General features: G+C 65.6%; 21 protein-coding genes. 10 read left to right on the top strand and 11 right to left on the bottom strand.

Going from position 1 to position 23,984, the window contains the following annotated elements; genetic code table 11:
- Positions 1-7 precede the first annotated feature (7 nt).
- Both parE and P1K30_RS18345 read right to left on the bottom strand, forming a co-directional pair.
- The gene (gene parE / locus P1K30_RS18350; protein WP_275634222.1) at positions 8-1,972 is read right to left on the bottom strand and encodes a DNA topoisomerase IV subunit B; all 1,965 of its coding nucleotides are present in this window, start codon (positions 1,970-1,972) and stop codon (positions 8-10) included.
- Positions 1,973-2,188: 216 nt separating this feature from the next.
- Positions 2,189-2,986, bottom strand: coding sequence for a redoxin domain-containing protein (locus P1K30_RS18345; protein ID WP_275634221.1), 798 nt, complete (start codon positions 2,984-2,986; stop codon positions 2,189-2,191).
- Between the two features lie 380 nt (positions 2,987-3,366).
- On the opposite strand from P1K30_RS18345, the gene ppk2 reads away from it, so the two are divergent.
- Entirely contained in the window at positions 3,367-4,302 is a 936-nt protein-coding gene (ppk2, locus tag P1K30_RS18340; protein ID WP_275634220.1) for a polyphosphate kinase 2, read from the top strand.
- 114 nt (positions 4,303-4,416) lie between these two features.
- Here ppk2 and irrA read toward each other — a convergent pair whose 3' ends face one another.
- Complete coding sequence (gene irrA / locus P1K30_RS18335; protein WP_275634219.1) at positions 4,417-4,854, bottom strand: iron response transcriptional regulator IrrA; 438 nt, start codon at positions 4,852-4,854, stop codon at positions 4,417-4,419.
- A gap of 179 nt (positions 4,855-5,033) precedes the next feature.
- On the opposite strand from irrA, the gene fabA reads away from it, so the two are divergent.
- From fabA to P1K30_RS18305, 6 genes are all read left to right on the top strand, one after another.
- Positions 5,034-5,549 carry a bifunctional 3-hydroxydecanoyl-ACP dehydratase/trans-2-decenoyl-ACP isomerase gene (fabA, locus tag P1K30_RS18330; protein WP_275634218.1) on the top strand — a complete coding sequence of 172 codons (516 nt, stop codon included), beginning with the start codon at positions 5,034-5,036 and terminating at the stop codon, positions 5,547-5,549.
- A gap of 23 nt (positions 5,550-5,572) precedes the next feature.
- A complete protein-coding gene (gene fabB / locus P1K30_RS18325) occupies positions 5,573-6,802 on the top strand; it encodes a beta-ketoacyl-ACP synthase I (RefSeq protein ID WP_275634217.1) in 1,230 nt (409 codons plus the stop codon).
- 6 nt (positions 6,803-6,808) lie between these two features.
- Entirely contained in the window at positions 6,809-7,597 is a 789-nt protein-coding gene (locus tag P1K30_RS18320) for an enoyl-ACP reductase FabI (RefSeq protein ID WP_275634216.1), read from the top strand.
- A 126-nt stretch (positions 7,598-7,723) separates the two neighbouring features.
- Positions 7,724-8,404 (top strand): molecular chaperone DjiA, encoded by a 681-nt coding sequence (locus P1K30_RS18315; protein WP_275634215.1) that lies wholly within the window; start codon positions 7,724-7,726, stop codon positions 8,402-8,404.
- 4 nt (positions 8,405-8,408) lie between these two features.
- On the top strand, positions 8,409-9,440 hold the full coding sequence (locus P1K30_RS18310; protein ID WP_275634214.1) for an endonuclease/exonuclease/phosphatase family protein: 1,032 nt from the start codon (positions 8,409-8,411) through the stop codon (positions 9,438-9,440).
- A 56-nt stretch (positions 9,441-9,496) separates the two neighbouring features.
- A complete protein-coding gene (locus P1K30_RS18305) occupies positions 9,497-9,835 on the top strand; it encodes a hypothetical protein (RefSeq protein ID WP_379561528.1) in 339 nt (112 codons plus the stop codon).
- Positions 9,836-9,859: 24 nt separating this feature from the next.
- Here P1K30_RS18305 and P1K30_RS18300 read toward each other — a convergent pair whose 3' ends face one another.
- The 6 genes from P1K30_RS18300 to P1K30_RS18275 form a co-directional block, all read right to left on the bottom strand.
- The gene (locus P1K30_RS18300; protein ID WP_275634213.1) at positions 9,860-11,392 is read right to left on the bottom strand and encodes a Ppx/GppA family phosphatase; all 1,533 of its coding nucleotides are present in this window, start codon (positions 11,390-11,392) and stop codon (positions 9,860-9,862) included.
- Between the two features lie 224 nt (positions 11,393-11,616).
- Positions 11,617-13,791, bottom strand: coding sequence for an RNA degradosome polyphosphate kinase (locus P1K30_RS18295; RefSeq protein ID WP_275634212.1), 2,175 nt, complete (start codon positions 13,789-13,791; stop codon positions 11,617-11,619).
- Between the two features lie 41 nt (positions 13,792-13,832).
- Complete coding sequence (locus P1K30_RS18290; protein ID WP_275634211.1) at positions 13,833-14,519, bottom strand: P-loop NTPase family protein; 687 nt, start codon at positions 14,517-14,519, stop codon at positions 13,833-13,835.
- A 3-nt stretch (positions 14,520-14,522) separates the two neighbouring features.
- On the bottom strand, positions 14,523-15,599 hold the full coding sequence (locus P1K30_RS18285) for an AI-2E family transporter (protein ID WP_275634210.1): 1,077 nt from the start codon (positions 15,597-15,599) through the stop codon (positions 14,523-14,525).
- An 87-nt stretch (positions 15,600-15,686) separates the two neighbouring features.
- Entirely contained in the window at positions 15,687-16,829 is a 1,143-nt protein-coding gene (locus P1K30_RS18280) for an alpha-hydroxy acid oxidase (RefSeq protein WP_275634209.1), read from the bottom strand.
- The gene (locus tag P1K30_RS18275; RefSeq protein ID WP_275634208.1) at positions 16,826-17,527 is read right to left on the bottom strand and encodes a ZIP family metal transporter; all 702 of its coding nucleotides are present in this window, start codon (positions 17,525-17,527) and stop codon (positions 16,826-16,828) included. The genes P1K30_RS18280 and P1K30_RS18275 overlap by 4 nt, the downstream gene beginning before the upstream one ends.
- 126 nt (positions 17,528-17,653) lie before the next feature.
- Here P1K30_RS18275 and P1K30_RS18270 point away from each other — a divergent pair, with 126 nt between their 5' ends.
- The 3 genes from P1K30_RS18270 (at position 17,654) to P1K30_RS18260 (ending at position 22,354) form a co-directional block, all read left to right on the top strand.
- Positions 17,654-18,151 carry a hypothetical protein gene (locus tag P1K30_RS18270; protein ID WP_275634207.1) on the top strand — a complete coding sequence of 166 codons (498 nt, stop codon included), beginning with the start codon at positions 17,654-17,656 and terminating at the stop codon, positions 18,149-18,151.
- A gap of 85 nt (positions 18,152-18,236) precedes the next feature.
- Positions 18,237-20,603 (top strand): ATP-dependent helicase, encoded by a 2,367-nt coding sequence (locus tag P1K30_RS18265; RefSeq protein WP_275634206.1) that lies wholly within the window; start codon positions 18,237-18,239, stop codon positions 20,601-20,603.
- A gap of 98 nt (positions 20,604-20,701) precedes the next feature.
- Complete coding sequence (locus tag P1K30_RS18260; RefSeq protein WP_275634341.1) at positions 20,702-22,354, top strand: sulfatase-like hydrolase/transferase; 1,653 nt, start codon at positions 20,702-20,704, stop codon at positions 22,352-22,354.
- A 143-nt stretch (positions 22,355-22,497) separates the two neighbouring features.
- On the opposite strand, the gene P1K30_RS18255 is transcribed toward P1K30_RS18260, so the two are convergent.
- Entirely contained in the window at positions 22,498-23,583 is a 1,086-nt protein-coding gene (locus P1K30_RS18255; RefSeq protein ID WP_275634205.1) for an energy transducer TonB, read from the bottom strand.
- Entirely contained in the window at positions 23,580-23,981 is a 402-nt protein-coding gene (locus P1K30_RS18250) for an ExbD/TolR family protein (RefSeq protein ID WP_275634204.1), read from the bottom strand. The genes P1K30_RS18255 and P1K30_RS18250 overlap by 4 nt, the downstream gene beginning before the upstream one ends.
- Between the last annotated feature and the right edge of the window lie 3 nt (positions 23,982-23,984).

Raw genomic sequence — 23,984 nt, 5'->3', positions numbered from 1 at the left:
CGCATCCCTAAACATCCAACTCCTCCACGAACCGTGCATTCTCTTGGATGTACTGATAGCGCAGTTCGGGTTTCTTGCCCATCAGGCGTTCCACCAGGTCGCCGGTTTCGCCGGGTTCGTCCTCGTCGATGGTGACGCGGATCAGCTTGCGGGACTCGGGGTCCATCGTGGTTTCCTTCAGGTCCTTGGCGTCCATTTCGCCAAGACCCTTGAAGCGGGACACGTCGATCTTGCCCTTGCCGCCAAGACCCTTTTCCAGCCAGTGATCTCGTTCCGCTTCGTCCAGGCAGTATTGCCGGTGCGAGCCCTGCGTCAGCCGGAACAGGGGCGGGCAGGCAAGGTACAGGTGGCCCGCGTCGATCATCGGGCGCATCTGGGTGAAGAAAAACGTCATCAGCAGCGACGCGATGTGGGCGCCGTCGACGTCGGCGTCGGTCATGATGATGATCTTGTCGTAGCGCAGGTCATCCAAACGGAACTTGGTGCCCATGCCCACGCCAAGCGCCTGGCACAGGTCGTTGATTTCCTGGTTCTGGCCCAGCTTCGACGACGCCGCGCCCAGCACGTTCAGGATCTTGCCCTTCAGCGGCAGCAGCGCCTGCGTCTTTCGGTTGCGGCCCATCTTCGCCGAGCCACCGGCCGAGTCGCCCTCGACGATGAACAGCTCGGTGCCCTCGCGGGCCGAGGTCGAACAGTCCACCAGTTTGCCCGGCAGGCGCAGCTTCTTGGTGGCGGTCTTGCGGGCGGTTTCTTTTTCCTGACGGCGGCGCAGGCGTTCTTCGGCACGCAGCACTAGGAAATCAAGGATCGCGCCCGCCGACTTGGTGTCGGACGCCAGCCAGTTGTCGAAGTGGTCGCGCACGGCGGCTTCGACCAGTCGCGCGGCTTCCGTGGTGGCCAGACGGTCCTTGGTCTGGCCCACGAATTCCGGCTCGCGGATGAAGCACGACACCAGCGCGCAGCCGCCGGACACCAGATCCTCGCGGGTGATGTCCTTGGCCTTGCGGTTGTTGGCCAACTCGCCGTAGGCGCGGATGCCCTTCAGGATCGCGGCCCAGAACCCGGCCTCGTGGGTGCCGCCCTCGGGGGTGGGGACCGTGTTACAGTAGGACTGCAGGAAGCCATCGCGCGAGGGCGTCCAGTTGATCGCCCATTCCACCTTGCCCGGTGTGTTGAAGCGTTCTTGGAATTCCACCGTGCCCGCGAAGGGGCGGTCGGCATAGGTCGAGGACCCGTTCAGCTGTTCGGCAAGGTAGTCGGCCAGACCGCCGGGGAAGTGGAACGTCGCCTCGGTCGGGGTTTCGCCGTCGTCGATGGCGGATTTCCAGCGGATCTCGACGCCCGAGAACAGGTAGGCCTTGGACCGGACCATCGTGAACAGCCGCTTCGGCTTGAACCGGTGGCTGCCGAAGATCTGTTCGTCGGCATGGAAGGTCGTGGTGGTGCCGCGGCGGTTCGGGGCGGCGCCGATTTCCTCGACCGGGCCAAGGGGAATCCCGCGCGAGAAACGCTGTTCCACCAGCTTCCGGTCGCGCGCGACCTGCACCACCATCGAATCCGACAGCGCGTTCACCACCGACGCGCCCACGCCGTGCAGGCCGCCTGATGTCTGGTACGCCTTGCCCGAGAACTTGCCGCCCGCGTGCAGGGTGCACAGGATCACTTCCAGCGCCGACTTGCCGGGGAACTTGGGGTGCGGGTCGAAGGGCATCCCGCGCCCGTTGTCGCGCACGGTGATCGAGTAGTCGTCGTGCAGCTCGATCTCGATCCGGTTGGCAAAGCCCGCGACCGCTTCGTCCATCGAGTTGTCGAGAACCTCGGCCACAAGGTGGTGCAGCGCGCGTTCGTCGGTGCCCCCGATGTACATGCCGGGTCGTTTGCGGACGGGCTCTAGCCCTTCCAGCACCTCGATGGAACTTGCGTCGTAGGATTGGTCGGCGCCCGCGCCGGCCAGAAGATCGTCTGCCGCCATGCTCTGCTCTTTTTTTCGTGTTTGAGGTCGGATTAGACCAGCTTTTGCAGGCGATGGGAAGCGGCGTGGCGGGAAAAGCTGTGGACGGTTCTGTCGCCCGGGGCATGCCTGCCGCATATGCGGGCGCCCGGAAAAGCAAAACCCGCGCAGGCGATGCGCGGGCAGCAGGTTTTCATTGGCCCGGCGGCGGGTCTTGCCCGCCGCCGAAGGCCGATGTCAGCGACCGTAGATCCCCTCAAGGGTGTCCGGCATCGGCGCTTCTGCGTGATCACCGGACGGGTCCGGAGCCGGCACGAGTCGGAGGGAGGGAGAGAGTTCTTCCACCTGTCCGTGCAGGTCGAGGGCCTGGTCGCTGTCCATGTACGGGGGAACCACCACGCTGTCGCCGGCCTCCCAGTCGGCGGGGATGCCGACGCGGTGGGTGTCGACAAGCTGAAGCGCATCGATGACCCGCAGGATCTCGTCGACGCTGCGGCCGACGTTCAGGGGGTATTCGAAGATCATGCGCACGCGCAGCGCGGGGTCGATGATGAAACTTTTCCGGATCGCCATCGCGCTGCCCTGCTTGGGGTGCACGGCACCGAACGCCTGGCTCAGGTGGGCGTCGCGATCGTCGATCACGGGATAGTCGATTTGCAGTCCGAAGATGCGGCCGATCTCGGCCTCCCACTTCGCATGGGCGGCGGCAGAGTCGGCGCACAGGCCCAGCACTTCGACGCCGCGCTTGCGGAAGAAGGGCGCCGCGTTCGCGATGCTGGCCACTTCGGTTGCGCTGACGCCCGACCGGATTGTCGGGTGGCTGAAGAAATAGATCCAGCGGCCTTCGGCCCATTTGTGGAAGTCGATGCTGCCATGGGTACTGTCGGCGCGGAAGTTCGGAAAGATGTCGCCGATCCGCGGAACCCACTCTACCGACTCGCGATACCCGAACGGCATCTCGACGCTTTTCGTCGGTTGCGAAGATCCGTACGCGTGGGTCTGACCCTTGCGTCCGAAGATAGTTTCAAAGCCCACGTTCGCCTCCGGAAAATGGTACTGCTCACTGGTGGGCCAGTTTGATCAAAGGCCCGTTAAGACAACCGCTAGGTGTCGAACGTGGCTAAATTTTGGCATGTAAGTTAAAAAGCTGCTTCCGGCATGGATCAAATGATTTTGTCGTCGGAAGAGACTTAAAATCATTATGATAGAATAATTTATGTATGCTGCGATGCCGCGAACTTTACGTTAATTTCTCACTTTAAAAGTGAAATTCCCGTCAGTTGGCGCGTTCGGCTGCGGTGGGTGATCAAATGCGCATACGCCTTGAGGGTGAGTCGCGGGGCATTGATGCGGATCAAGGTTTTCGGGGGCGATTTCAACTAGCGTGGTCGCAACGCAAGGCAAGGAGAAACCGCATGACTTCAAAGGCAACCGAACCCCTCGCCTCGCGGCCGGCAAACGGGGCCGCTGCCGCCGACTCGCTGACCGCGTTCCCGACCGTGACGCCCGATCAGGTGCGCGAGGCGTTCGAGACGGGGCAATACCCCTATAGCCGCAAGATGCCGCGCGCCGAGTACGAAACCCGCAAGGCAGAGCTGCAGGCCGAACTTCTGAAGCTGCAGATCTGGGCGCAGGAAACAGAGCAGAAATTCGTACTGCTTTTCGAAGGGCGCGACGCGGCCGGCAAGGGCGGCACCATCAAGCGGTTCATGGAACATCTCAACCCGCGTCATGCGCGGATCGTGGCTCTGAACAAGCCGACGTGGGAAGAGCAGGGGCAGTGGTTCTTCCAACGTTACATCGCCGAGCTTCCGACGGTGGGCGAAATGGTTTTCTACGACCGGTCTTGGTACAACCGGGCGGGGGTCGAGCGGGTGATGGGCTTTTGCAGCCCGAACGAATACCTCGAATTCATGCGGCAGGCGCCGGAACTGGAACGGATGCTGGTCCGGTCGGGGATACAACTGTTCAAGTACTGGTTCTCTGTCACGCAGGACGAACAGCGGCGCCGGTTCAAATCGCGCGAAACAGATCCGCTGAAACAGTGGAAGCTGTCGCCGATCGACAAGGCCAGCCTCGACAAGTGGGACGACTATACCGAGGCGAAAGAGGCGATGTTCTTCTACACCGACACGGCGGATGCGCCGTGGGTGATCGTCAAGTCGAACGACAAGAAGCGTGCGCGGCTGAACTGCATGCAGCACTTCCTTGCCAGCGTCGATTATCCCGACAAAGACGAAGAGATCGTCGGCCGGCCTGACCCGCTGATCGTGGGGCGTGCGCAGCACGTCGTGCAGAACTCGGAACATGTGCTGTCGAACTCGCTGCACCCGGACAAGCGGCTGACCTGAGCCTTCGCCCCGCGAAAGCGGGGCAGGCCCGACGGCCAGCACAATACCCACAATCCGAACAGCAAAAGGGGCGCCGAAAGCGCCGCGTCCATCACATTCGTGATATTCGCCGGATCAGCTGTGCTTCGGCTTGGGCCGCAGGCGGATCACCACGTCGACATTCGTGATCTCTGCGCCTTCGGGTGCGTTGGGCAGGCGCGCGATCTCAAGTTCCTCGGCCGGGGCGTCGGACAGGTGCGAATCGTCTTCCCAGTAGAAATGCGGATGGTTCGAGGTGTTGGTGTCGAAATAGCTTTTCGAGCCGTCCACCGTGATTTCCCGCATCAGGCCCGCGTCGCAGAACGCGCGCAGGGTGTTGTACACTGTCGCCAGCGATACTTTCTCGCCGGTGTCGCAGCTTGCGGCGTACAGGCTTTCAGCGGTGACATGGCGGTCGTGCCCGTCACCGACCAGCAGGGCGGCAAGCGAGACGCGCTGCCGCGTCGGGCGAAGCCCGGCCTTGCCCAGCCATTCGGTTCCGCGTTTCTGGCGAATGTCGGTCTCTTGCATCATGGTCCCAATCCCGCACTTGTTTAATATAAAGGTGCTGTCGGCAGAGTTTCAAACGGTTTCCTGACAGATAAGGCGTCCGGTACGGCTGTTCCTGCGTCCGGACCGCCTTGCAACGGCGCGCCAGCGAGTGATAGAGACCCGTCAGATTAAACAAGGCGAATGCAGGGAGCCTCGCGGGCATGGGCCAGTATCCGACATCCTTCGGTAAGGAAGAGTTGCTGAAATGCGCTCGGGGCGAATTGTTCGGGCCAGGCAACGCACAGCTTCCAGAGCCCCCGATGCTGATGATGGACCGGATCACCGAGGTGTCCGCCGACGGCGGTGAACACGGCAAGGGCCACATCCGGGCCGAGCTCGACATCACACCCGACCTTTGGTTCTTCCCGTGCCACTTTCCGGGGAACGAGGTCATGCCGGGCTGCCTGATGCTGGACGGCCTGTGGCAGCTGACCGGGTTCAACCTTGGCTGGCGTGGCTGGCTGGGGCAGGGGTTCGCGCTGGGCGTGGGCGAGGTGAAGAACTCTGGCATGGTGCGGCCCGACCGCACGCTGGTCACCTACGAGGTGGACTTTACCCGCGTCATCGACCGCAAGTTGAAGATGGGCGTTGCCGACGGCAAGGTCTTCGCCGATGGTGAACTCGTCTGCGAGACCAAGGGCATGAAAGTCGGCCTGTCCGCCGCCAAAGAAGCCTGAACAGACCACGGGGAGGTCCGTCAATGCGCCGCGTCGCCATTACCGGGCTGGGGATCGTGTCATCCATCGGCAATAATGCCGAGGAAGTCACCGCCAGCCTGAAGGCCGGAAAATCCGGCATCGTCGCCGCACCCGACTACACCGAGCGCGGATTCCGCAGTCAGGTGAAGGGCGAAATCAACATCGACGTGTCCGAGCTCGTCGACAAGCGTCTGCTTCGGTTCATGGGACCGGGCGCGGCCTACAGCTATATCGCGATGGAACAGGCGATCGCCGACGCGGGCCTGACCGAGGCCGACGTGTCGAACCCGTCGACCGGGCTGATCGCCGGATCCGGCGGGCCGTCGACCTCTGCCATGTTCGCCGCGCACCAGACGGTGCTGGAAAAGGGCGCGCCCAAGCGGATTGGCCCGTTCGCGGTTCCGAAATGCATGTCGTCCACGATCTCGGCCAACCTGTCGACGGCCTACAAGATCAAGGGCGTCAACTTCTCGATCACCTCGGCTTGCTCGACCTCGCTGCATTGCATTGGCATGGCGGCGCAGCAGATCATGCTGGGCCAGCAGGACATCATGTTCGCGGGCGGTGGCGAGGAACTGGACTGGACCCTGTCCTGCCTGTTCGACGCGATGGGCGCGATGTCGTCCAAGTACAACGACACCCCCGCGCTGGCCTCTCGCGCGTTCGACGCGAACCGCGATGGCTTCGTGATTTCGGGCGGCGGCGGCATGGTCGTGCTAGAGGATCTCGAACGGGCGAAGGCGCGCGGTGCGACGATCTACGCGGAAGTCACCGGCTTCGGCGCCACCTCGGACGGGCACGACATGGTCGCGCCGTCGGGCGAGGGCGGCGAGCGTGCGATGCGGCTGGCGCTGAAGACGCTGTCCGAGGACCGCAAGGTCAGCTACATCAACGCGCACGGCACCTCGACGCCAGTGGGCGACGTGGGCGAGATCGAAGCCGTGCGCCGCGTGTTCGGTGACGGCCAGACGCCGCCGGTCAGCTCGACCAAGTCGATGACCGGCCACGCGCAGGGTGCCGCGGGCGCGCTCGAGGCGATCTTCTGCCTGCTCATGATGAAGAACGATTTCATCGCGCCTTCGATCAACGTCGAGACTCTGGATCCGGCTTTGAAGCCCGAAGAGATCGCGACCGAAACGGTAACCGGCGCCGGGCTGGACACCGTGATGACCAATTCTTTCGGCTTTGGCGGGACCAACGGTTCGATGCTGCTAAGCAAGTACGACGGGTGACACGACATGGCTGACCTGATGCGCGGCAAACGCGGCCTGATCATGGGCGTTGCGAACGAGCGTTCCATCGCCTGGGGCATCGCAAAGGCTCTGGCCGCCGAGGGGGCCGAGCTTGCATTTACCTACCAAGGCGAGAATTTCGCGAAGCGCGTGAAGCCGCTGGTCGAAACGCTGGGCGATTGCATGATGATCGACTGCGACGTCATGAACGAAGCGAAGATGGACGCGGCCTTCCAGCAGATCGCGGACACTTGGGGCAGCCTCGATTTCGTGGTGCACGCCATCGCCTATTCCGACCGGGCCGAGCTGTCCGGGCGGTTCATCGACACGTCGCTGATGAACTTCACCAACTCGATGGCGATCTCGTGCTATTCGCTGATCGACGTCGCCCGCCGGTCGCGCGCGCTGATGCCGAACGGCGGCACTGTGCTGACGATGACCTATCAGGGCTCGTCGCGCGTGACGCCGTACTACAACGTCATGGGCGTGGCGAAAGCGGCGCTGGAATCGACGGTGAAGTACCTTGCCAACGACCTTGGTCCCGAAGGCATCCGCGTGAACGCGATCTCGCCCGGTCCGATGAAGACGCTGGCCGGCGCCGCCATCGGCGGGGCGCGCAAGACCTTCAAGCATACCGAGATGAACGCCCCCATGCGCCGCAACGCCGCGCTGGAATCGGTGGGCGGCACGGCGGTGTACCTTGCGTCCGACTATGGCCGCGACACCACCGGTGAAACGATCCGCGTGGACGGCGGTTTCCACGTCCTCGGGATGCCGCAGACCGAGAACCTGTAACACCGGCGACCGGCGAAACGCCGGTTTGCCCGTTCCCGCGCCGTCGCACGCAGACTGCGCGGCAGTGCGCATTCGTCACGGCGATTTGCCGTTACAGCCTTGTCCGTTTCGCACTAGGGTGCCGACATGTCGATCTGGACCCGCATCGCCCAAGCCATTGCCGCGCTCGCCAAGGGCGAGGGCCTGTCGGCTGTGTTCGACAGGCTGCGCACGCCGCCGGAACGGTCGGTTGCCTTCACCATCGCGGTGGTCGCGCTGGGCGCCAAGATGGCCAAGGCCGATGGCCGGGTCACCCGCAACGAGGTCTCGGCCTTCCGCGAGGTGTTCACCATCGCCCCGGAAGAGGAATACAACGCTGCCCGCGTCTTCAACCTCGCCCGGACCGACGTCGCGGGCTACGAGGAGTACGCCCGCCGCATCGCGCGCATGTTCCCCTCGGAAACCGGCGTCCTGTGCGACCTGATGGAAGGTCTGTTCCACGTGGCGGTGGCCGACGGCAACTATCACAAGGCCGAGGACGATTTCCTGTCGAACGTGGCGTCGATCTTCGGTCTCAGCGAGATGCAGTTTCGCCGCGTGCGGTCGCGGTTCGTGGCCGATTGCGCGCCCGACCCCTATGACGTGCTGGGCGTGTCGCCCGACACGCCGCTGCCCGAGATCCGCCGGGCCTGGTCGCAGATCGTCCGCGAAAGCCATCCCGACCGGCTGGTCGCGCGGGGGCTGCCGGAAGAGGCGGTGATGATGGCCGAGAAACGGCTGATCGACGTGAACAACGCATGGGAAGAAATTCAGGCGATGGCGGCCTGATCCGGTGCGGATCGCGACCTACAACGTCGAATGGTTCAATTCCCTGTTCGACGATGCGAACGGTCTTCTGGAAGACGACGGCTGGTCCTCGCGCAGGGATGTGACCCGCGCCGACCAACTGGGCGCGCTGGGCATCGTGTTCACCGCGATGAATGCCGACGCCGTCCTAGTGGTCGAGGCGCCCGACACGGTGCGTGACCGTTCGACCGTCGCCGCACTGGAAGCCTTCGCCGCCCGCTATGACCTGCGCACGCGCAAGGCGCTTCTGGGCTTCTCGAACCAGACCCAGCAAGAGATCGCCCTGTTGTACGACCCGGACGTGCTGACCGCCGCACACGACCCGTGGGGCGCGCCCTCGGGCAAGCGGGGCGGACAGGGCCTGCCGCGCTTCGATGGCACATTCCGGCTGGATCTGGATACCGACGCGGCGCCGGAACCCATCGTGTTTTCAAAGCCGCCGCTGGAAGCCGCGCTGCGGACCAAGGGCGGCCGCGCGCTGCGTTTGATCGGCGTTCACGTCAAGTCCAAGGCGCCGCACGGGGCCACCAACCCCGATCAGGTCATGCGCATCTCGATCGAGAACCGCCGCAAGCAACTGGCGCAATGCGTCTGGCTGCGCCGCCGGGTCGACGAGGTGCTGCAGGAAGGCGAGGATCTGATCGTGCTGGGCGACTTCAACGACGGCCCCGGGCTGGACGAATATGAGAAGCTGTTCGGCCGTTCCGGCGTCGAGATCGTGCTGGGCGACGACGATGGCCGCACGCCGCTATACGACCCCCACGCCCACATGGCGCTGTCGCAGCGGGTGGGCGCGATGCCCTCGACCGCGCGGTTCTATATCCAGCAGGAGGAACGCTATCTCTCGGCGCTGCTGGACTACGTGATGGTGTCGCCGAGGCTGCGGCGCCGCGATCCCCGCTGGCGGATCTGGCACCCGTTCGACGACCCGGTCTGCTACCGAACCCCGGAATTGCGAGAGGCGCTGCTGACCGCGTCCGATCACTTCCCGGTGTCGCTGGATCTGGACCTGTCATAAGACGGATGGTGCCGCCGGGTCATGGACCTGTCGCGCAAAGCGCCTATATTCAGGGCATGAAACAGATTGTTCCCGCGGTGCTGTGCGCCGCCATGCTTGCCGCGCCGCTGCCCGCAACGGCGCAGGACGACTCCGAGATGTCCGAGGGTCTTGGTCTTCTCGAAGAGGGTACGAAGCTTCTGCTGCGCGGTCTCATGAACGAGATGGGGCCGGCGATGGAAGAGATGTCGGAAGAGATGCGCAACGCGCTTGGCAACCTGTCCGCGTTTCACGCGCCCGAGATCCTGCCGAACGGCGACATCCTGATCCGCCGCAAGGTCCCGCTTCAGGTCGAGCCCGAACTGGACCCCGAGACCGGCCCCGAAATCGGCGAAGACGGCGCGGTCGAACTTTAACTCTTCCGACCGCGATCCGCGGCGTCAGTCTATCTTGGTTTCCGCGCCCAGCGTGTTCGCAAGCGACTGGAACCGGGCCTGCGCGACCTCGCCGAACAGGACCTTGACGCGGTCGCTCAGCGTCAGTTCAAGCAACTGCTTGCGCGGCTTCCACGACAGGGTGCCGATGCTTTCGTCGGTGTCGGCCGTCAGCATCGACCCGAACCGCATCGCCTTTCCCAGAACCTCGGCCTGATGCAGTTCCTCTTCGGACAGCAGGCCAAGCAGGTGCTCGAAATGGGTGCCGGAGCGGCTGTTCTTGTAGCGGTGCAACAGCGCGAGCCCAAGGAAGATCCGCTGCGGATGGGTCAGGCCGCCCATCGAGGCGCGGGTGACATAGTCGAAGCAGGCCTCGTGGCGGTAATCGGGGTGGGCGCGCCAGCTGACGTCATGCAGCAGGCAGGCCGCCTTGACGATGCGGCGGCGGGCCAGCGGCAGATCCTCGAACAGCGGCGAGACGAAGTGATGCAGGACACGGCCAAAGCCGGGCCGGCGGCTGTCCTTCTGCTCGGCGAAGCGGCAGGCCTCGATCAGCGGGTCGCGTTCGCGCAGTTCCGTCGGCATCTGCTGGTACAGCAGCCCCTCGCGCAGGCCATAGCTTGAAATCGCGATCTCGCGCGGCTTCAGAACGCCCACCAGTTCGCGCAGAACCTCGCAGGCCAGCGGCACCAGCGCCATCCGGCTGGACGAGGTGCCGGACTTAGACGCCAGTTCCGATGAATCGTTCTCGGCGATCCAGTCGATCGTGTCGATCACGTCGCGCGGCGTCATGCGGTATTCGTGCAGGACGTGCAGCGGATAATCGCGCCGCACCATGTCGTGCCGTGCAATGGCGCGCCACGATCCGCCGACAAGGTACAGGCGATCCTCGTGCGGGCCGATCTTGTCCCACATCTCTTCGATGGTCGAACGGATGTGCTCGCGCCGCTTCTTCTTGTCCTTGATGCCCTGCAATTGCAGCGGGCCCAGCGGCGAGGTCTGGCACAGGCCGATCTCGCCCTCCAGCAGCGCGGCAAGTTCCATCGACGACCCGCCGATGTCGCAGACGATGCCGGTGGCGTCGGGCCAGCCCAGCAGCACGCCCTGCGCCGACAGCTGCGCCTCTTGCTCGCCGTCGATCACCCAGACCCGCAGGCCGGTCTCGCGCAGCACTTCCTCGCAGAACTCGGGGCCGTCCTCGGCGTTGCGCATCGCGGCGGTGGCGACCACGGTCAGCGGCGCCATCTGGAAATCCTCTGACAGCAGCTTGAACCGGCGCAGCGCCTCAAGCGCGCGCTTGCGGCCTTCCGGGTTCAGGCGGCCGGTCTCGGCAAAGCCGGCACCGAGGCCGGCCATGATCTTCTCGTTGTAGAAATAGGCAGGGCTGCGGGCGGCGCCGTCGAAGATGACGAGACGGACCGAGTTCGACCCCACGTCCACGACGCCAACGCGTTTCAGCCACTGGGATGCCGGATCGTCGAACAGCGGCCGCCCGAAGGGGCCCCAGTCGTCGGCTTGCGGGTCGTTGCCGCCGTCCATGCTTGTCTCTCGCCTCGTCGTGGTGTGGCCAAATCGCACACCAGCCCCCGGGGGTCAATCGCGGCGTGCGCGTGGCGCGGCGGTGGGCGGCTTTCGCACCCCAACGGACAGCGCGCCCGGAGGGTCCGGGAGCCTCCGGCGGGGATATTTGAGGACCAAAGAGACAGGGGAATGCGCCCCCTCTTTGGTCCTCAAATATCCCCGCCGGAGGCAAAAAAGTCTTCTTAATCCTCGGTGTGCGTCAGTTCGGGGACATCCGCGGCGCCCGCGGACCCACGTCCCGACAGCGACGGGTTCTCCATGAAGAACCGGTGGCAGTTGAACAGCTGCTGGCCGTCCTGCGGGATCTCGCGGGTGAACTTGCCGTCGGGCGCCATGACCCAGCTTTGCGCCTCGTCCGCAAGGTTCGCGGCCATGATCTGGCTGACGATCTGCGCCTTCACCGTCGCGTTGGTGCATTCCACCAGCGTTTCGATCCGGCGGTTCAGGTTGCGGCCCATCCAGTCGGCCGAGGACATGAACACGCGCGCCTTCTTCGACGGCAGCGAAGCGCCGTTGCCGAAGCAGACGATGCGCGAATGTTCAAGGAACCGGCCGACGATGGACTTGACCCGGATGTTCTCGGACAGGCCCTTGATGCCGGGCCGCAGCCCGCAGATGCCGCGGATCACAAGGCTGATCTTCACGCCGCGCTGCGACGCGCGGTACAGCGCGTCGATCACGTCGGGTTCGATCACCGAGTTCATCTTGGCCCAGATCGCGGCCGGTTTGCCCGCCTCGGCGTTGTCGCCTTCCTTCTCCATCAGCTCGATCAGGCGCGATTTCAGCCCGTGCGGCGAGATGGCAAGGTTCTCCAGCCCTTCCGGCGGGGCATAGCCGCCGACGTAGTTGAACACCTTGGTCGCGTCGCGACCCAGCGCGGTGTCGCAGGTGAAGAAGGACAGGTCGGTATAGATCCGCGCGGTGATCGGGTGGTAGTTGCCGGTGCCGTAGTGCGTATAGGTCACCAGCTTGCCGCCTTCGCGGCGGACCACGGTCGAGATCTTCGCGTGGGTCTTCCAGTTCAAAAAGCCATAGATGACATGGGCGCCCGCGCGTTCCAGACGCCGCGACTGACGGATGTTGGCGGCCTCGTCGAACCGCGCTTTCAGTTCGACCAATGCCGTGACCGACTTGCCGGCCTCGGCGGCCTCGCACAGGGCGGTGACGATGGGCGATTCCGTCGAGGTCCGGTAAAGAGTCTGCTTGATCGCCAGCACATCGGGGTCCGCCGCCGCCTGATTCAGGAAGCGGATCACCATGTCGAACGTCTCATACGGGTGGTGCAGCAGCATGTCCTTCTGGCGGATCGCCGCGAACATGTCGCCGTCGTGGTCCTGCACCCGTTCCGGCACGCGCGGCGTGAACGATGGCCACAGCAGGTCGCGCCGGTCGTCCAACACAAGTTCCTTCAGGTCGGCGACGCCGATCATGCCGGACAGTTCGATCACTTCGCTTTCGCCGACGTGCAGTTCGTCCACGATGACCTTTTGCAGCGGCTGCGGGGCGTTCGCCGAGATCGACAGCCGGATCACTTCGCCCCGGCGGCGGCGTTTCAGCGCCACCTCGAATTCGCGCACAAGGTCTTCTGCCTCGTCCTCGACCTCCAGGTCGCTGTCGCGCAGCACCCGGAACGAGCAGTGGCCGGTGACCTTGTAGCCCGGGAACAGCACGCCGACGTACAGCAGCAGCAGTTCCTCCAGCGGCAGAAAGCGGCGGGTCTCGCCGACATCGGGCAGTGCCACGAAACGGTCGATCTGGTGCGGGATCGGCAGCAGCGCCTTCAGTTCCTGCCGGTCCGACGACCGCTTCATCTGCAGCGCCAGCGCATAGCCGGTGTTGGGGATGAACGGGAAGGGGTGCGCCGGGTCGATGGCCAGCGGCGACAGCACCGGGAAGACGTTCGACAGGAAGATTTCGTCCAGATGGGCGCGGTCCTCGTCGCGCAGCGTCTCGGAGGTTTCCAGCACGATCCCGGCGGTTTCCATCTCGGACCGCAGGGCGTTCCAGACGACCTGCTGGTGTTCCATCAGCGACCGGGCGTCGGCGTTGATCAGCACCAGCTGTTCCGAGGGCGACAGCCCGTCGGCGGCGGGCGTCTCGTTTCCGGCGTGGGCCAGTTCCCGCAGGCCCGCGACGCGGACGGTATAGAATTCGTCTAGGTTCGTGGCGCTGATCGACAGAAAGCGCAGCCGCTCAAGCAGCGGCACCTTGGGGTTCTCGGCCTCTTCCAGCACACGCCAGTTGAAGCCCAGCCAGCTGAGTTCGCGATTGAAGAAGCGTTTCGGGCCATCCACCTCTTCGGGGGGAAGCTCGACGGCGGCCGGGAAGGGCGCCTTAAGGAAATCTGCCTGAGTCATGTCCGCCTGTTAAGCCGTTCTTGGTGACACTGCGGTGACAGTTATGACCCCGGCTGTCCCAACTTGTCGAGGACGTCGCGGACAAGTGGTTTGGTCAACCGTTTGCGGCGACCGGAAAACGCCGCGCGGTTCAGCGCGGCGGCCAGATCCGCAGCGGCGGAGAATCGGCGCTCCATCCGCTGGATGGCATAGGTGACGATGTCGGGGGCGAAATCGATCTGCCGTTCGATCAGCTGTTTGACCAGAACGGCGGTCAGCAGCATGTCGTCAGGCGGTTGCAGTTCGGCCGTCGCGGTCGCCTGCATCCGGCTGGCAAGGTCGGGCAGGCGCAGGCCCCATTGCAGCGGCGGACGCGCGGCGGTCAGCAGCAAAGGGCGCCCCTCGGCAAGGCACAGATTGTGCAGGTGGAACAGGGCGCGTTCGGCGGCGTCGTCGCCGGCCAGCGTATCGGCGTCCTCAATCACCACCGGCGCCGTCACCAGCACCGGAATGTCGGCGGCGGACAGGTCGGCGGCGTCGGTGATCGTCGCCTCGGTCTGGGCCGCCCAGACATGTGCAAGATGGGTTTTCCCAGAGGCTTCCGGCCCGTGCAGCACCAGCTTTGCCGAGGGCCAGTCCGGCCACGATTCGACGGTCGCCACGGCTGTGGCGTTGGCGGGAGAGATGAAGAAATCCCCGCGCCCCAGCGACGGGCGCCGGGTCAGGTCAAAGCTGTACTGTTCGTCCAAGGGTCAGTCGCGCCCTGCGTCGTCCTGCGTGTCGTACCCCTTGTAGAGGCGGCCCTGCTTGTATTGGTCCACTGCGAACCGTGCAAGCACGCCAAGCGCCGCAGCCACGGGCACGGCCACCAGCATCCCCACGAACCCGAACAACGACCCGAAGGCGGACAGGGCCAGCAGCAGCCAGACCGGGTGCAGCCCGACGGAATCGCCGACCAGCTTGGGGGTCAGGATGTTGCCTTCGATGAACTGGCCGGAAAAGAAGATGCCCGCCACGATCGCGATGTGCAGCCATTCGCCCCAGAACTGGAACAGCGCCAGCCCGATGGCCAGCGCGCCGCCGACAAGGGCGCCGACGTAGGGGATGAAGGTCAGCAGCCCGCCGATGGCGCCGATGACCAGCCCGAATTGCAGCCCCGCCAGCATCAGCGCGATGGCATAATAGGCCCCGAGGATCATCATCACGACGCCCTGACCCCTGATGAACGACGCCAGCGTGCGGTCGATGTCAGAGGCCAGCTTGCGGATCGTCGGGGCATGGTCGCGGGGCAGCAGGTCGTCGATGCGGGCCACCATGCGGTCCCAGTCCAGCAGCAGATAGAAGGCCACCACCGGCACGATCACGACCAGCAGCAGGATGTTCAGCACGCTCACCGCCGAGGACAGAACCGTCTCGACCAGCGCCGCGCCGCGTTCCTTCAGCATCTCGCCCAGCGATTGCAGCGACTGCCGGATCGTCGAATCCTGATCCATCAGCGATGGGACATGCGTCGCCAGCCAAGCTTGCAGGTTCTCGGCAAGGCGGGGGAACGTCTCGATCAGCGCGTTGGCCTGACGGACAAGCGTTGGCACCAGCGCAAGGTTGACGATGGCGAAGACCAGCACCGCGCAGACCGAGATCAGGATCGTCGCGGCGATCCGGCTGAGGCCCCGCTTTTGAAGCCAGTCGGCGATCGGGTCCAGAAGGTACGCGACCGCGCCGCCCAGCACGAAGGGCAGGATAACGTCGCCGAGGAACCACATGACGACAAGGAACACCACGATGGCGATGCTCCAGATTCTAAGCTGCTGGTTCGCGGGAAGCGCCATGGGTGTATCCGTCCGATCTGTACGCGTGCCGAGATGGGCCGAAGTCCGGCCGCCGCGTATGCCAAGTTTATCTAACCGCGTGGGGTGTTACGTCAACAGACGCTGTGCCAGCCCGTCGTAGCTTGGCAGCCCCAGCTGGCCAAGGTTCGCCTTCAGGTCCTCGGTCATCAGGTCGACCACATGCGCCGCCCCGCTTGGCCCGAAAGCGGCCAGCCCGTAGTGGAACGCGCGGCCGAGAAAGACGAAATCCGCCCCCAGCGCCAGCGCGCGCAGCACGTCCAGACCGCTGCGGACGCCGCTGTCGAAGATCAGCGGATAGTCTGGGCCGACCGCGTCGCGGATCGCGGGCAGCACCTCGATCGACGATGGCGCCGCGTCGAACTGGCGTCCGGCGTGGTTGGACACCCACACGGCGTCGGCGCCTTCCTGTTTCAGCCGCGCCGCGTCCTCGGGCACGAGGATGCCCTTGACCACCAGCGGCCCGTCCCATTCCTCGCGCAGCGCCCGAAGATAGTCCCAGTCGGGCGAGGTGCGGATCAGGTAGCCGACATGCGCCGTCGACGACAGGGCACCGGACCGGCCTGTATAGCTTTCGATGAACGCCAGCCGGGGCATCCCGGTGCGGGCGGTGGCCAGCGACCACGCGGGTTTGGTGGCGCATTGCCACGCGATGCGCGGGGTGATGCGGGGCGGGCTGGTCATGCCGCCCCGGCGCTGGCGTTCGCGGCGGCTGGCATAGGGCACGTCGGCGGTCAGCACGAGGGTGCGGAACCCGCTGTCCTTCGCCCGTTTCAGCATGTCGGCGCGGATCTTCGGATCGCGCGGCGGGTACAGCTGGAACCAGCCGTCGCCGTTGGTGTACGGGCCGACGTTCTCGGGCAATTGCGTTGCTACGCAGGACAGGCCGTAGGGGATGTTGCGTTCCGCCCCCAGCTTGGCCAGCGCGACCTCGGCCCCGGGCCAGACCAGCCCCGACATGCCGACGGGCGAGATGCCGATGGGCAGGGCGTAATCTCGGCCCAGCAGGGACTTGCCCAGCCGGAACTCGGGTTCGCCGAACAGAACGTCGGGGCGGAAGCGGATCTCGTCCAGCTTGTCGCGGTTGCGCTTCTCGGTGCTTTCGGTGCCGGTGGCGCTGTCCATGAAGTCCCACACGAAGCGGGGCAGGCGGCGCCGGGCACGGTCGCGCAGGTCGGCGATAGAGGGGTGTGTTTGGTCGAGATCGCTCAATGTGTCACCAGATGTCCGAACAGGCCCAGGCCGAACCCCAGCACCGCGCCGAAGGAAGGTCCCCAGCGGTTGGCCAGCGGCGCCTGTGGCGCAACGTCCTGGAAGATGAGATACAGGATACCGCCAGAGGCTGTCATCATCAGCGCCCCCAGCAGCGACGGCATGTCCGCCATGACAAGATGCCCCACCAATGCGGCGGCGGGACCGATAAGCGCCAGAAGGCAGAAGACTTTCAAGGTTTTGCCGCCCGGATGCCCGCTGGCGGCGGTCTCGCGGTAGGCGTTGAACCCCTCGGGCAGGTTCTGCAGCGCGATCAGCATCGCCAGCAGCGGGGCGGCGTCGCTGCCCGTCGCGAACAGGGCGCCAAGCGCCACCGCTTCGGGCACGAAATCCGCGAGCATTGCCAGCAACTGGCCCTTGTGCCCGCTGGTCCTCGCCAGTGCGCGGTCGATCAGCAGGAACAGGCCGCCGCCGCCGAACAGGCAGGCGACCGCCCAGAACGCGGGCAGCGCCTCGGCCCCCTGCGGCACCAGCACCAGCGCCACGGCAGCTACCAGCGCGCCGCCGCCGAACGCCACGACGAAATGCACCAGTTCCGGCTCAATCGAGACCGGACGCGCCTGCTCGGCCCGCGCCAGCAGGCCGCCCAGCGGCATCATTGCGCCAGCCAGCAGGGAATAAAGGATCGCCTCGATCATGCCGACTGCTTAGCGCGGCGCGCGGGGGTGGGGAAGACGGCTGCGTGGCGAGGATATCGGTAAGCGTTAACGTGTGGTATCCAGGATTAACTTTTTATTAACGTTTTGGTCTGGAGGAGCCTCACTATGAACGAACTGGCGAGTACTTTCTTATTGTGTACGCTGTTGTCAGGAGGGGAGACGGAAACCCGCCATTACTTCCCGAATATCGGCGAGGAGCGATATGTCCGCATTGATTGTGAAACACCGACCCATGTCATTGAGGTCGGGTTGGACAACACGCCATCCAACCGTGACAGTGTCCACCAAGCAATATTCGCTGGGATACTGACGGGCAAAACGCCGATGGTGATCGTCATAGACACAGATGGGATCGAAGATCGGTATCAGTACGAGCTGCGGGAGGTCACGAAGCGCGCTGGTGTTGCCTACGCAGTCTGTTCTCGGGATTTCGTCCGACGGTGGGTCGCGACCTCTCCTTACCGAGAGTTAGGGCTAGACAAAGACTTGTTCGATTTGCCGGACGAGCCTTTGGCCAAGCAGCATTGCAATCTTGGAAGCGCCTTTGAAGTGCCCCCGTTGGAGGAAATTCCTGCATCGCAGGAAACGCCCGTACAGGATTAAACGGATTTAGTCGCTCACCGTAAGTGTTGAGAACATTAAGAGAACAAGGCTTTTCCTCGCGCACCGGACCGGCTAGATTGGCGGCATGAGCAATTTCGCCGAAGACGACGCCTTCGAGGCTGCCGCGTCCGGGTCCCTGTCGGCCCGTGCGATGGCGGCGCGGCCCGCCCCGTATCTGGACGACCTTAACCCCGCGCAACGTGCGGCGGTCGAGGCGCTGGACGGCCCCGTCCTGATGCTTGCCGGCGCGGGCACGGGCAAGACCAAGGCGCTGACCACCCGCATCGCCCACCTGCTGAACTCGGGCAAGGCGCGCCCGAACGAGATCCTCGCGGTCACCTTCACCAACAAGGCCGCGCGCGAGATGAAAGAGCGCGTCGCGAAGCTGCTGGGCCAGACGGTCGAGGGGATGCCGTGGCTGGGCACGTTCCACGCCATCTGCGTCAAGCTGTTGCGGCGGCACGCGGAACTGGTGGGGCTGAAGTCGAACTTCACCATCCTCGACACCGATGACCAGATCCGCCTGCTGAAACAGCTGATCGTGGCCGCCAACATCGACGAGAAACGCTGGCCGCCCCGGATGCTGTCGGGGATCATCGACAACTGGAAAAACCGTGCGTGGACGCCCGACAAGGTGCCCGCCGCCGAAGCGGCGGCTTTCAACCAGCGCGGCACCGAACTTTACGCTCAGTATCAGGCCCGCCTGAAAGAATTGAACGCGGTCGATTTCGGCGATCTGCTGCTGCACGTCCTGACGATCTTCCAGACCCATTCCGACGTGCTGGCCCAGTACCAGCGGTGGTTCCGCTACGTGCTGGTGGACGAATACCAGGACACGAACGTGGCGCAGTACCTGTGGCTGCGGCTGCTGGCGCAGGGGCACCGCAACATCTGCTGCGTCGGCGATGACGACCAGTCGATCTACGGCTGGCGCGGCGCCGAGGTCGGCAACATCCTGCGGTTCGAAAAGGATTTCCCCGGCGCCACGGTGATCCGGCTGGAACAGAACTATCGCTCGACCCCGCACATCCTTGCCGCCGCCTCGCGCGTGATCGACGCGAACGAAGGGCGGCTGGGCAAGACGCTGTGGACCGACAAGAACGACGGCGAGAAGGTGCGCCTGATCGGCCACTGGGACGGCGAAGAAGAAGCCCGCTGGATCGGCGAGGAACTGGAAGCGATGCAGGGCGGCACCCGCGGCCAGCGTCCGATGAACTTGGACGAATGCGCCATTCTGGTGCGTGCTTCGCACCAGATGCGGGCGTTCGAGGACAGATTCCTGACAATCGGTCTGCCCTACCGCGTGATCGGCGGCCCCCGCTTCTACGAGCGGATGGAGATCCGCGATGCGATGGCCTACTTCCGCGTCGCCTGTTCGCCGGACGACGATCTTGCGTTCGAGCGCATCGTGAACACGCCCAAGCGCGGTGCGGGCGACAAGGCCCAGCAGACCATGCAACGCGCGGCGCGGGCGAACGGCGTGTCGCTGCTGGAAGGCGCGCGCCTGTGCGTATCGGCGGGCGAACTGACCGGCAAGGCCAAGGGTCAGGTCGGCGCGCTGGTCGAACAGTTCGACCGCTGGCACGCCAAGGCGCTGGACCCAAAGCAGAACCATATCGAACTGGCCGAACAGATCCTTGACGATTCCGGCTACACGACGATGTGGCAGAACGACAAAACGCCCGAGGCGCCGGGCCGGCTGGAGAACCTCAAGGAACTGGTGAAGGCGCTGGAGAACTTCGAGAACCTTCAGGGGTTCCTCGAACACGTCGCGCTGATCATGGACAACGAAACCGACGATGGCGGCGCCAAGGTGTCGATCATGACCCTGCACGGGGCCAAGGGGCTTGAGTTCCCCGCCGTGTTCCTGCCGGGCTGGGAAGACGGGCTGTTCCCCTCGCAGCGGTCGATGGACGAAAGCGGTCTGAAGGGGCTCGAAGAGGAACGCCGCCTTGCCTACGTCGGCATCACCCGGGCCGAGGAACTGTGCACCATCTCTTTCGCCGCCAACCGCCGGGTTTACGGCCAGTGGCAGTCGGCGCTTCCGTCGCGGTTCATCGACGAACTGCCCGAGGACCATGTCGAGGTGCTGACCCCGCCGGGCCTGTACGGCGGCGGCTATGGCGCGGCGGGGATGGGCGGCGGGTCCACCATCGTCGATCGCGCGGCCGATGCGAATGTCTACAACTCGCCCGGCTGGAAACGGCTGCAGGCGCGGCAGTCGACACGCGGCATGAGCCAGCCGCAGGAAAGCCGCAACATGACGATCGATTCCACCGCCGTCTCGGCCTACACGCAGGGCGACCGGGTGTTCCACACCAAGTTCGGCTACGGCTACGTCATGGGGATCGAGGGCGACAAGCTGGACATCGAGTTCGAAAAGGCAGGCTCCAAGAAGGTGGTGGCAAAGTTCGTCGTTGCCGCCGACCGGGCCGACGACGTGCCCTTCTGACCGCATAAGCCACAGACCGGGCGGGGGTGCTTTCCCCCCGCCGCCATCCCGCCTATCGTGCGCCGGCACGGCAAGGAGGAGGCGCGTCAGTGACCAAGTTGAACATCCTGTTCATCATGTACGACCAGTTGCGGTTCGACTACCTGTCCTGCGCCGGTCACCCGCACCTGCACACGCCCAATTTCGACCGGGTCGCGGCGGGCGGCGTGCGCTTTACCAACGCCTATGTCCAGTCGCCGGTCTGCGGCTCGTCGCGGATGAGTTTCTACACCGGGCGCTACCCGTCCTCGCACGGGGCGCAGTGGAACGGGTTCCCGCTGCGGGTGGGCGAACAGACGATGGGCGACCACCTGCGAAAGCTTGGCATGGGCTGCTGGCTGATCGGCAAGACCCACATGAAAGCGGATGCCGAGGGGATGGAACGGCTGGGCCTTGCCCCCGACAGCCTCATCGGCGCGCGGCAGGCCGAGTGCGGCTTCGACGCATGGATCCGTGACGACGGATTATGGGGGCAGGGGCCGGACGGGTTCTACGACGCGAAACGCTCGCCCTACAACGAGTACCTGAAGGCCAAGGGCTACGACGGCGAAAACCCGTGGGCCGACTATGCGAATGCCGGGATCGAGGACGGCGAGATCGCCAGCGGCTGGATGTTCGCCAACGCCGACAAACCCGCCAACATCCGCGAGGAAGACAGCGAGACGCCGTGGCTGACCGGCGAGACGATCCGCTTCATCGAACGGGCCGACGGCCCGTGGTGCGCGCATGTCTCGTACATCAAGCCGCACTGGCCTTACATCGTGCCCGCACCCTACCATGCGATGTACGGGCCCAACCACGTCCCCGCCGCGACCCGGCACCAGATGGAACGGGATGACCCGCACCCGGTGCTGGCGGCCTACCAGTCGAACCGCATCGCGTCCGCCTTCCAGCGCGACGATGTGCGCGACAAGGTGATCCCGGCCTACATGGGTCTGATCCGGCAATGCGACGACCAACTGGGGCGTCTGCTGGACTACCTCGAACGCACGGGCCGGATGGACGACACGATGATCGTGCTGACCTCGGACCACGGCGATTATCTCGGCGATCACTGGCTGGGCGAAAAGGACATGTTCCACCAGCCCGCGGTCAAGATCCCGATGATCATCCGCGACCCACGCGCCCGCGCCGACGCCACCCGAGGCACCACCTGCGACGCGCTGGTCGAGGCCATCGACCTTGCGGCCACCTTCATCGAGGCGGCAGGCGGCGAAGTCCCGTCGCATATCGTCGAGGGCCGCTCGCTTCAGCCGTGGCTCGACGGCGAAACGCCCGGCACGCCCGATTGGCGCGACGTGGCGATCAGCGAATACGACTATTCCGTCACGCCGATGTGCACCGCGCTGGGCCTCGACAGCCGCGACGCCCGCATGTTCATGGTGTTCGACGGCCGCTGGAAACTGATCCATTTCGAAGGCGGCTTCCGCCCGATGCTGTTCGATCTGGACACCGACCCGGACGAGTTCCGCGATCTTGCGAAAGCCCCGGGCCACGAGGCCGAGATCGCCCGTCTGTACGAATCCCTCGCCCGCTGGGGCCGCCGGATGTCGCAGCGCGTCACCCGCTCGGACGCCGACATCGCCGCCATGCGCGGCCGGTCGGCGCGGAAGGGCATCCTGCCGTTCCTTGTGGACGGCAGCGAGGTTCCGGAGGACCTGACCGAAAAATACCGCGGCCCGGTGCGCCAGACACACCTCGGCACGGACTGACCCGCGGCAAGGGGGCGCTGCCCCCGCGCGCTGCGCGCGCTCCCCCGAGGTATTTCAAAAGAGAAGAAGGGTAGGGGCGCTTTGTCTTCTTCTCTTTCCAAGTACCTCGGGGAGCGCGAGGGGCTGGCCCCTCGCTTGCCCGGTCAGCCGCCCGCGAATTCGACCGAGAAACTGGTGCGCGCGCCGGGCGGCGGCGGCGGGAAGGGGCCGGCGCGGCGGATGTGGTTCATCGCGATCTGGTCCAGCTGCGGGCTGCCGGACGAGCGGGCGATGCCGACCGAGACGAGGCCGCCGTTCGATCCGATCTGGAATGCCACCAGCGCGACGCCGGGCAGGCGGGTGCGTTCGCGGCGGGTGCGGGCGATGCGGGTCATCACCGCGTTGTCGTACTGCGCTGCGGCGCGGGCGGTCGCGGCGGCGGCGGCTGCGGAATTGCCGTTGCCTTGGCTGGCGTCGTTGGCGGTTTCGGTGCCCGTCGCCGTGCCGCGCCGGGTGTCCTCGGCGGCGTTGCCGGCGCTGCGGGGGGGCGGTGTCGGCTGCGGCGGCGGAGGCGTCGGCGTGCGTTCGGATTCGGGAACCAGATCCTCTGGCCGCGAGGGCGGCGGCGGGGCGCTGAGCACGGCCAGTTCGGACCCGTCCGGTGGCAGGGCCTCGACCGTTTCGGGCGCGACGGGGGCGGCTTCCGGTGTTGGGGGCTCTGCCGTTTCGGTCGGCGGGGCGGGGTCCGGGTCCTCGGTCGTCTCGGGCTGGACCGGCAGCACCGGCTCTGCGGTCGATATCTCGACATCGACGGGTGCGCTGGCCGACGGCGCAGGGTCCGGGGGCGGCGTGTCCGCCATTTCCGGCGGGGCGACGGGCGTTGCGGCGTCGGGGCTTGCGGGTTCGGTCTGGCCGGGTTGCGCGGCTTCGACCCGCTCCGGCGCGGTTTCGGGGGCGCTGATGGTTTCAGTGGCCTCGGACAGCTCGGTGGGTGGCGCGGGTTCGGTCTCGGGCGTCTCGACCGGCGTGGCCGTGTCGGTGTCCGCCGGTTCGGTGACCTCTGTCGCATCGACCGGGGCCGGGGCGCCGGCCACCATGTCGGCGAAGGCGTTGCCGAGGCGGGCGGTTCCCGGCGGCGCGCTGTCCATCGCGGCGGGGGCCGGGGCCTCTTGGAAGGCGACGAGGGCGGTGCCGTGGGCCAGCAGCGACAGCAGACCGGCGCCGGCGGCGATGGTGGCCGCGCGTTTCATTCCAGCCCCTTCTCTGTGACCAGCCAGACGTCCCCGGCCCCCGCGTCGCGAAGGTCGGCGGCAAGCGCCAGCAGGCTCGCGGCGGGAAGGTTGCGGTCGGGCACCAACCGCACGGCGGGCGCGTCGGACGCGGGGTCCTGTTCCCGCGCCCGGGCCACCACGGCGGCGGCATTGACGGGCTGTTCGCGCAGCAGCAGGCTGCCGTCAGCCAGCACGACCGCCGCGTCCGGCGGCGCGCGGCCGTCCAGGTCGGCGGTGTCCACCAGTTCGACGCGCGCATCCAGCGGCGGGGCGAGCGCACCGGCGATCATGAAGAAGATCAGCATCAGGAACACGATGTTGATCAGGGCGATCGTCGGCTCTCCTTTGCGTCGTTCGGCGGTGCGGCGGAGGGCCATGGG

It is taken from the genome of Psychromarinibacter halotolerans (assembly GCF_029168315.1).
Classification (GTDB): Bacteria; Pseudomonadota; Alphaproteobacteria; order Rhodobacterales; family Rhodobacteraceae; genus Psychromarinibacter; species Psychromarinibacter halotolerans.
Note: the sequence above shows the minus strand (reverse complement) of the source record. Positions and strands in the feature narration are given on the sequence as shown.

Coding starts and splice junctions, on each gene's coding strand:
- ppk2 (WP_275634220.1), top strand. CDS start 3,367: ATGACTTCAAAGGCAACCGAACCCCTCGCCTCGCGGCCGGCAAACGGG.
- P1K30_RS18315 (WP_275634215.1), top strand. CDS start 7,724: ATGTCGATCTGGACCCGCATCGCCCAAGCCATTGCCGCGCTCGCCAAG.
- P1K30_RS18255 (WP_275634205.1), bottom strand. CDS start 23,583: ATGAAACGCGCGGCCACCATCGCCGCCGGCGCCGGTCTGCTGTCGCTG.
- P1K30_RS18295 (WP_275634212.1), bottom strand. CDS start 13,791: ATGACTCAGGCAGATTTCCTTAAGGCGCCCTTCCCGGCCGCCGTCGAG.
- parE (WP_275634222.1), bottom strand. CDS start 1,972: ATGGCGGCAGACGATCTTCTGGCCGGCGCGGGCGCCGACCAATCCTAC.
- P1K30_RS18285 (WP_275634210.1), bottom strand. CDS start 15,599: ATGGCGCTTCCCGCGAACCAGCAGCTTAGAATCTGGAGCATCGCCATC.
- P1K30_RS18305 (WP_379561528.1), top strand. CDS start 9,497: ATGAAACAGATTGTTCCCGCGGTGCTGTGCGCCGCCATGCTTGCCGCG.
- P1K30_RS18320 (WP_275634216.1), top strand. CDS start 6,809: ATGGCTGACCTGATGCGCGGCAAACGCGGCCTGATCATGGGCGTTGCG.
- P1K30_RS18250 (WP_275634204.1), bottom strand. CDS start 23,981: ATGGCCCTCCGCCGCACCGCCGAACGACGCAAAGGAGAGCCGACGATC.
- P1K30_RS18275 (WP_275634208.1), bottom strand. CDS start 17,527: ATGATCGAGGCGATCCTTTATTCCCTGCTGGCTGGCGCAATGATGCCG.
- P1K30_RS18270 (WP_275634207.1), top strand. CDS start 17,654: ATGAACGAACTGGCGAGTACTTTCTTATTGTGTACGCTGTTGTCAGGA.
- P1K30_RS18265 (WP_275634206.1), top strand. CDS start 18,237: ATGAGCAATTTCGCCGAAGACGACGCCTTCGAGGCTGCCGCGTCCGGG.
- P1K30_RS18300 (WP_275634213.1), bottom strand. CDS start 11,392: ATGGACGGCGGCAACGACCCGCAAGCCGACGACTGGGGCCCCTTCGGG.
- irrA (WP_275634219.1), bottom strand. CDS start 4,854: ATGATGCAAGAGACCGACATTCGCCAGAAACGCGGAACCGAATGGCTG.
- fabA (WP_275634218.1), top strand. CDS start 5,034: ATGGGCCAGTATCCGACATCCTTCGGTAAGGAAGAGTTGCTGAAATGC.
- fabB (WP_275634217.1), top strand. CDS start 5,573: ATGCGCCGCGTCGCCATTACCGGGCTGGGGATCGTGTCATCCATCGGC.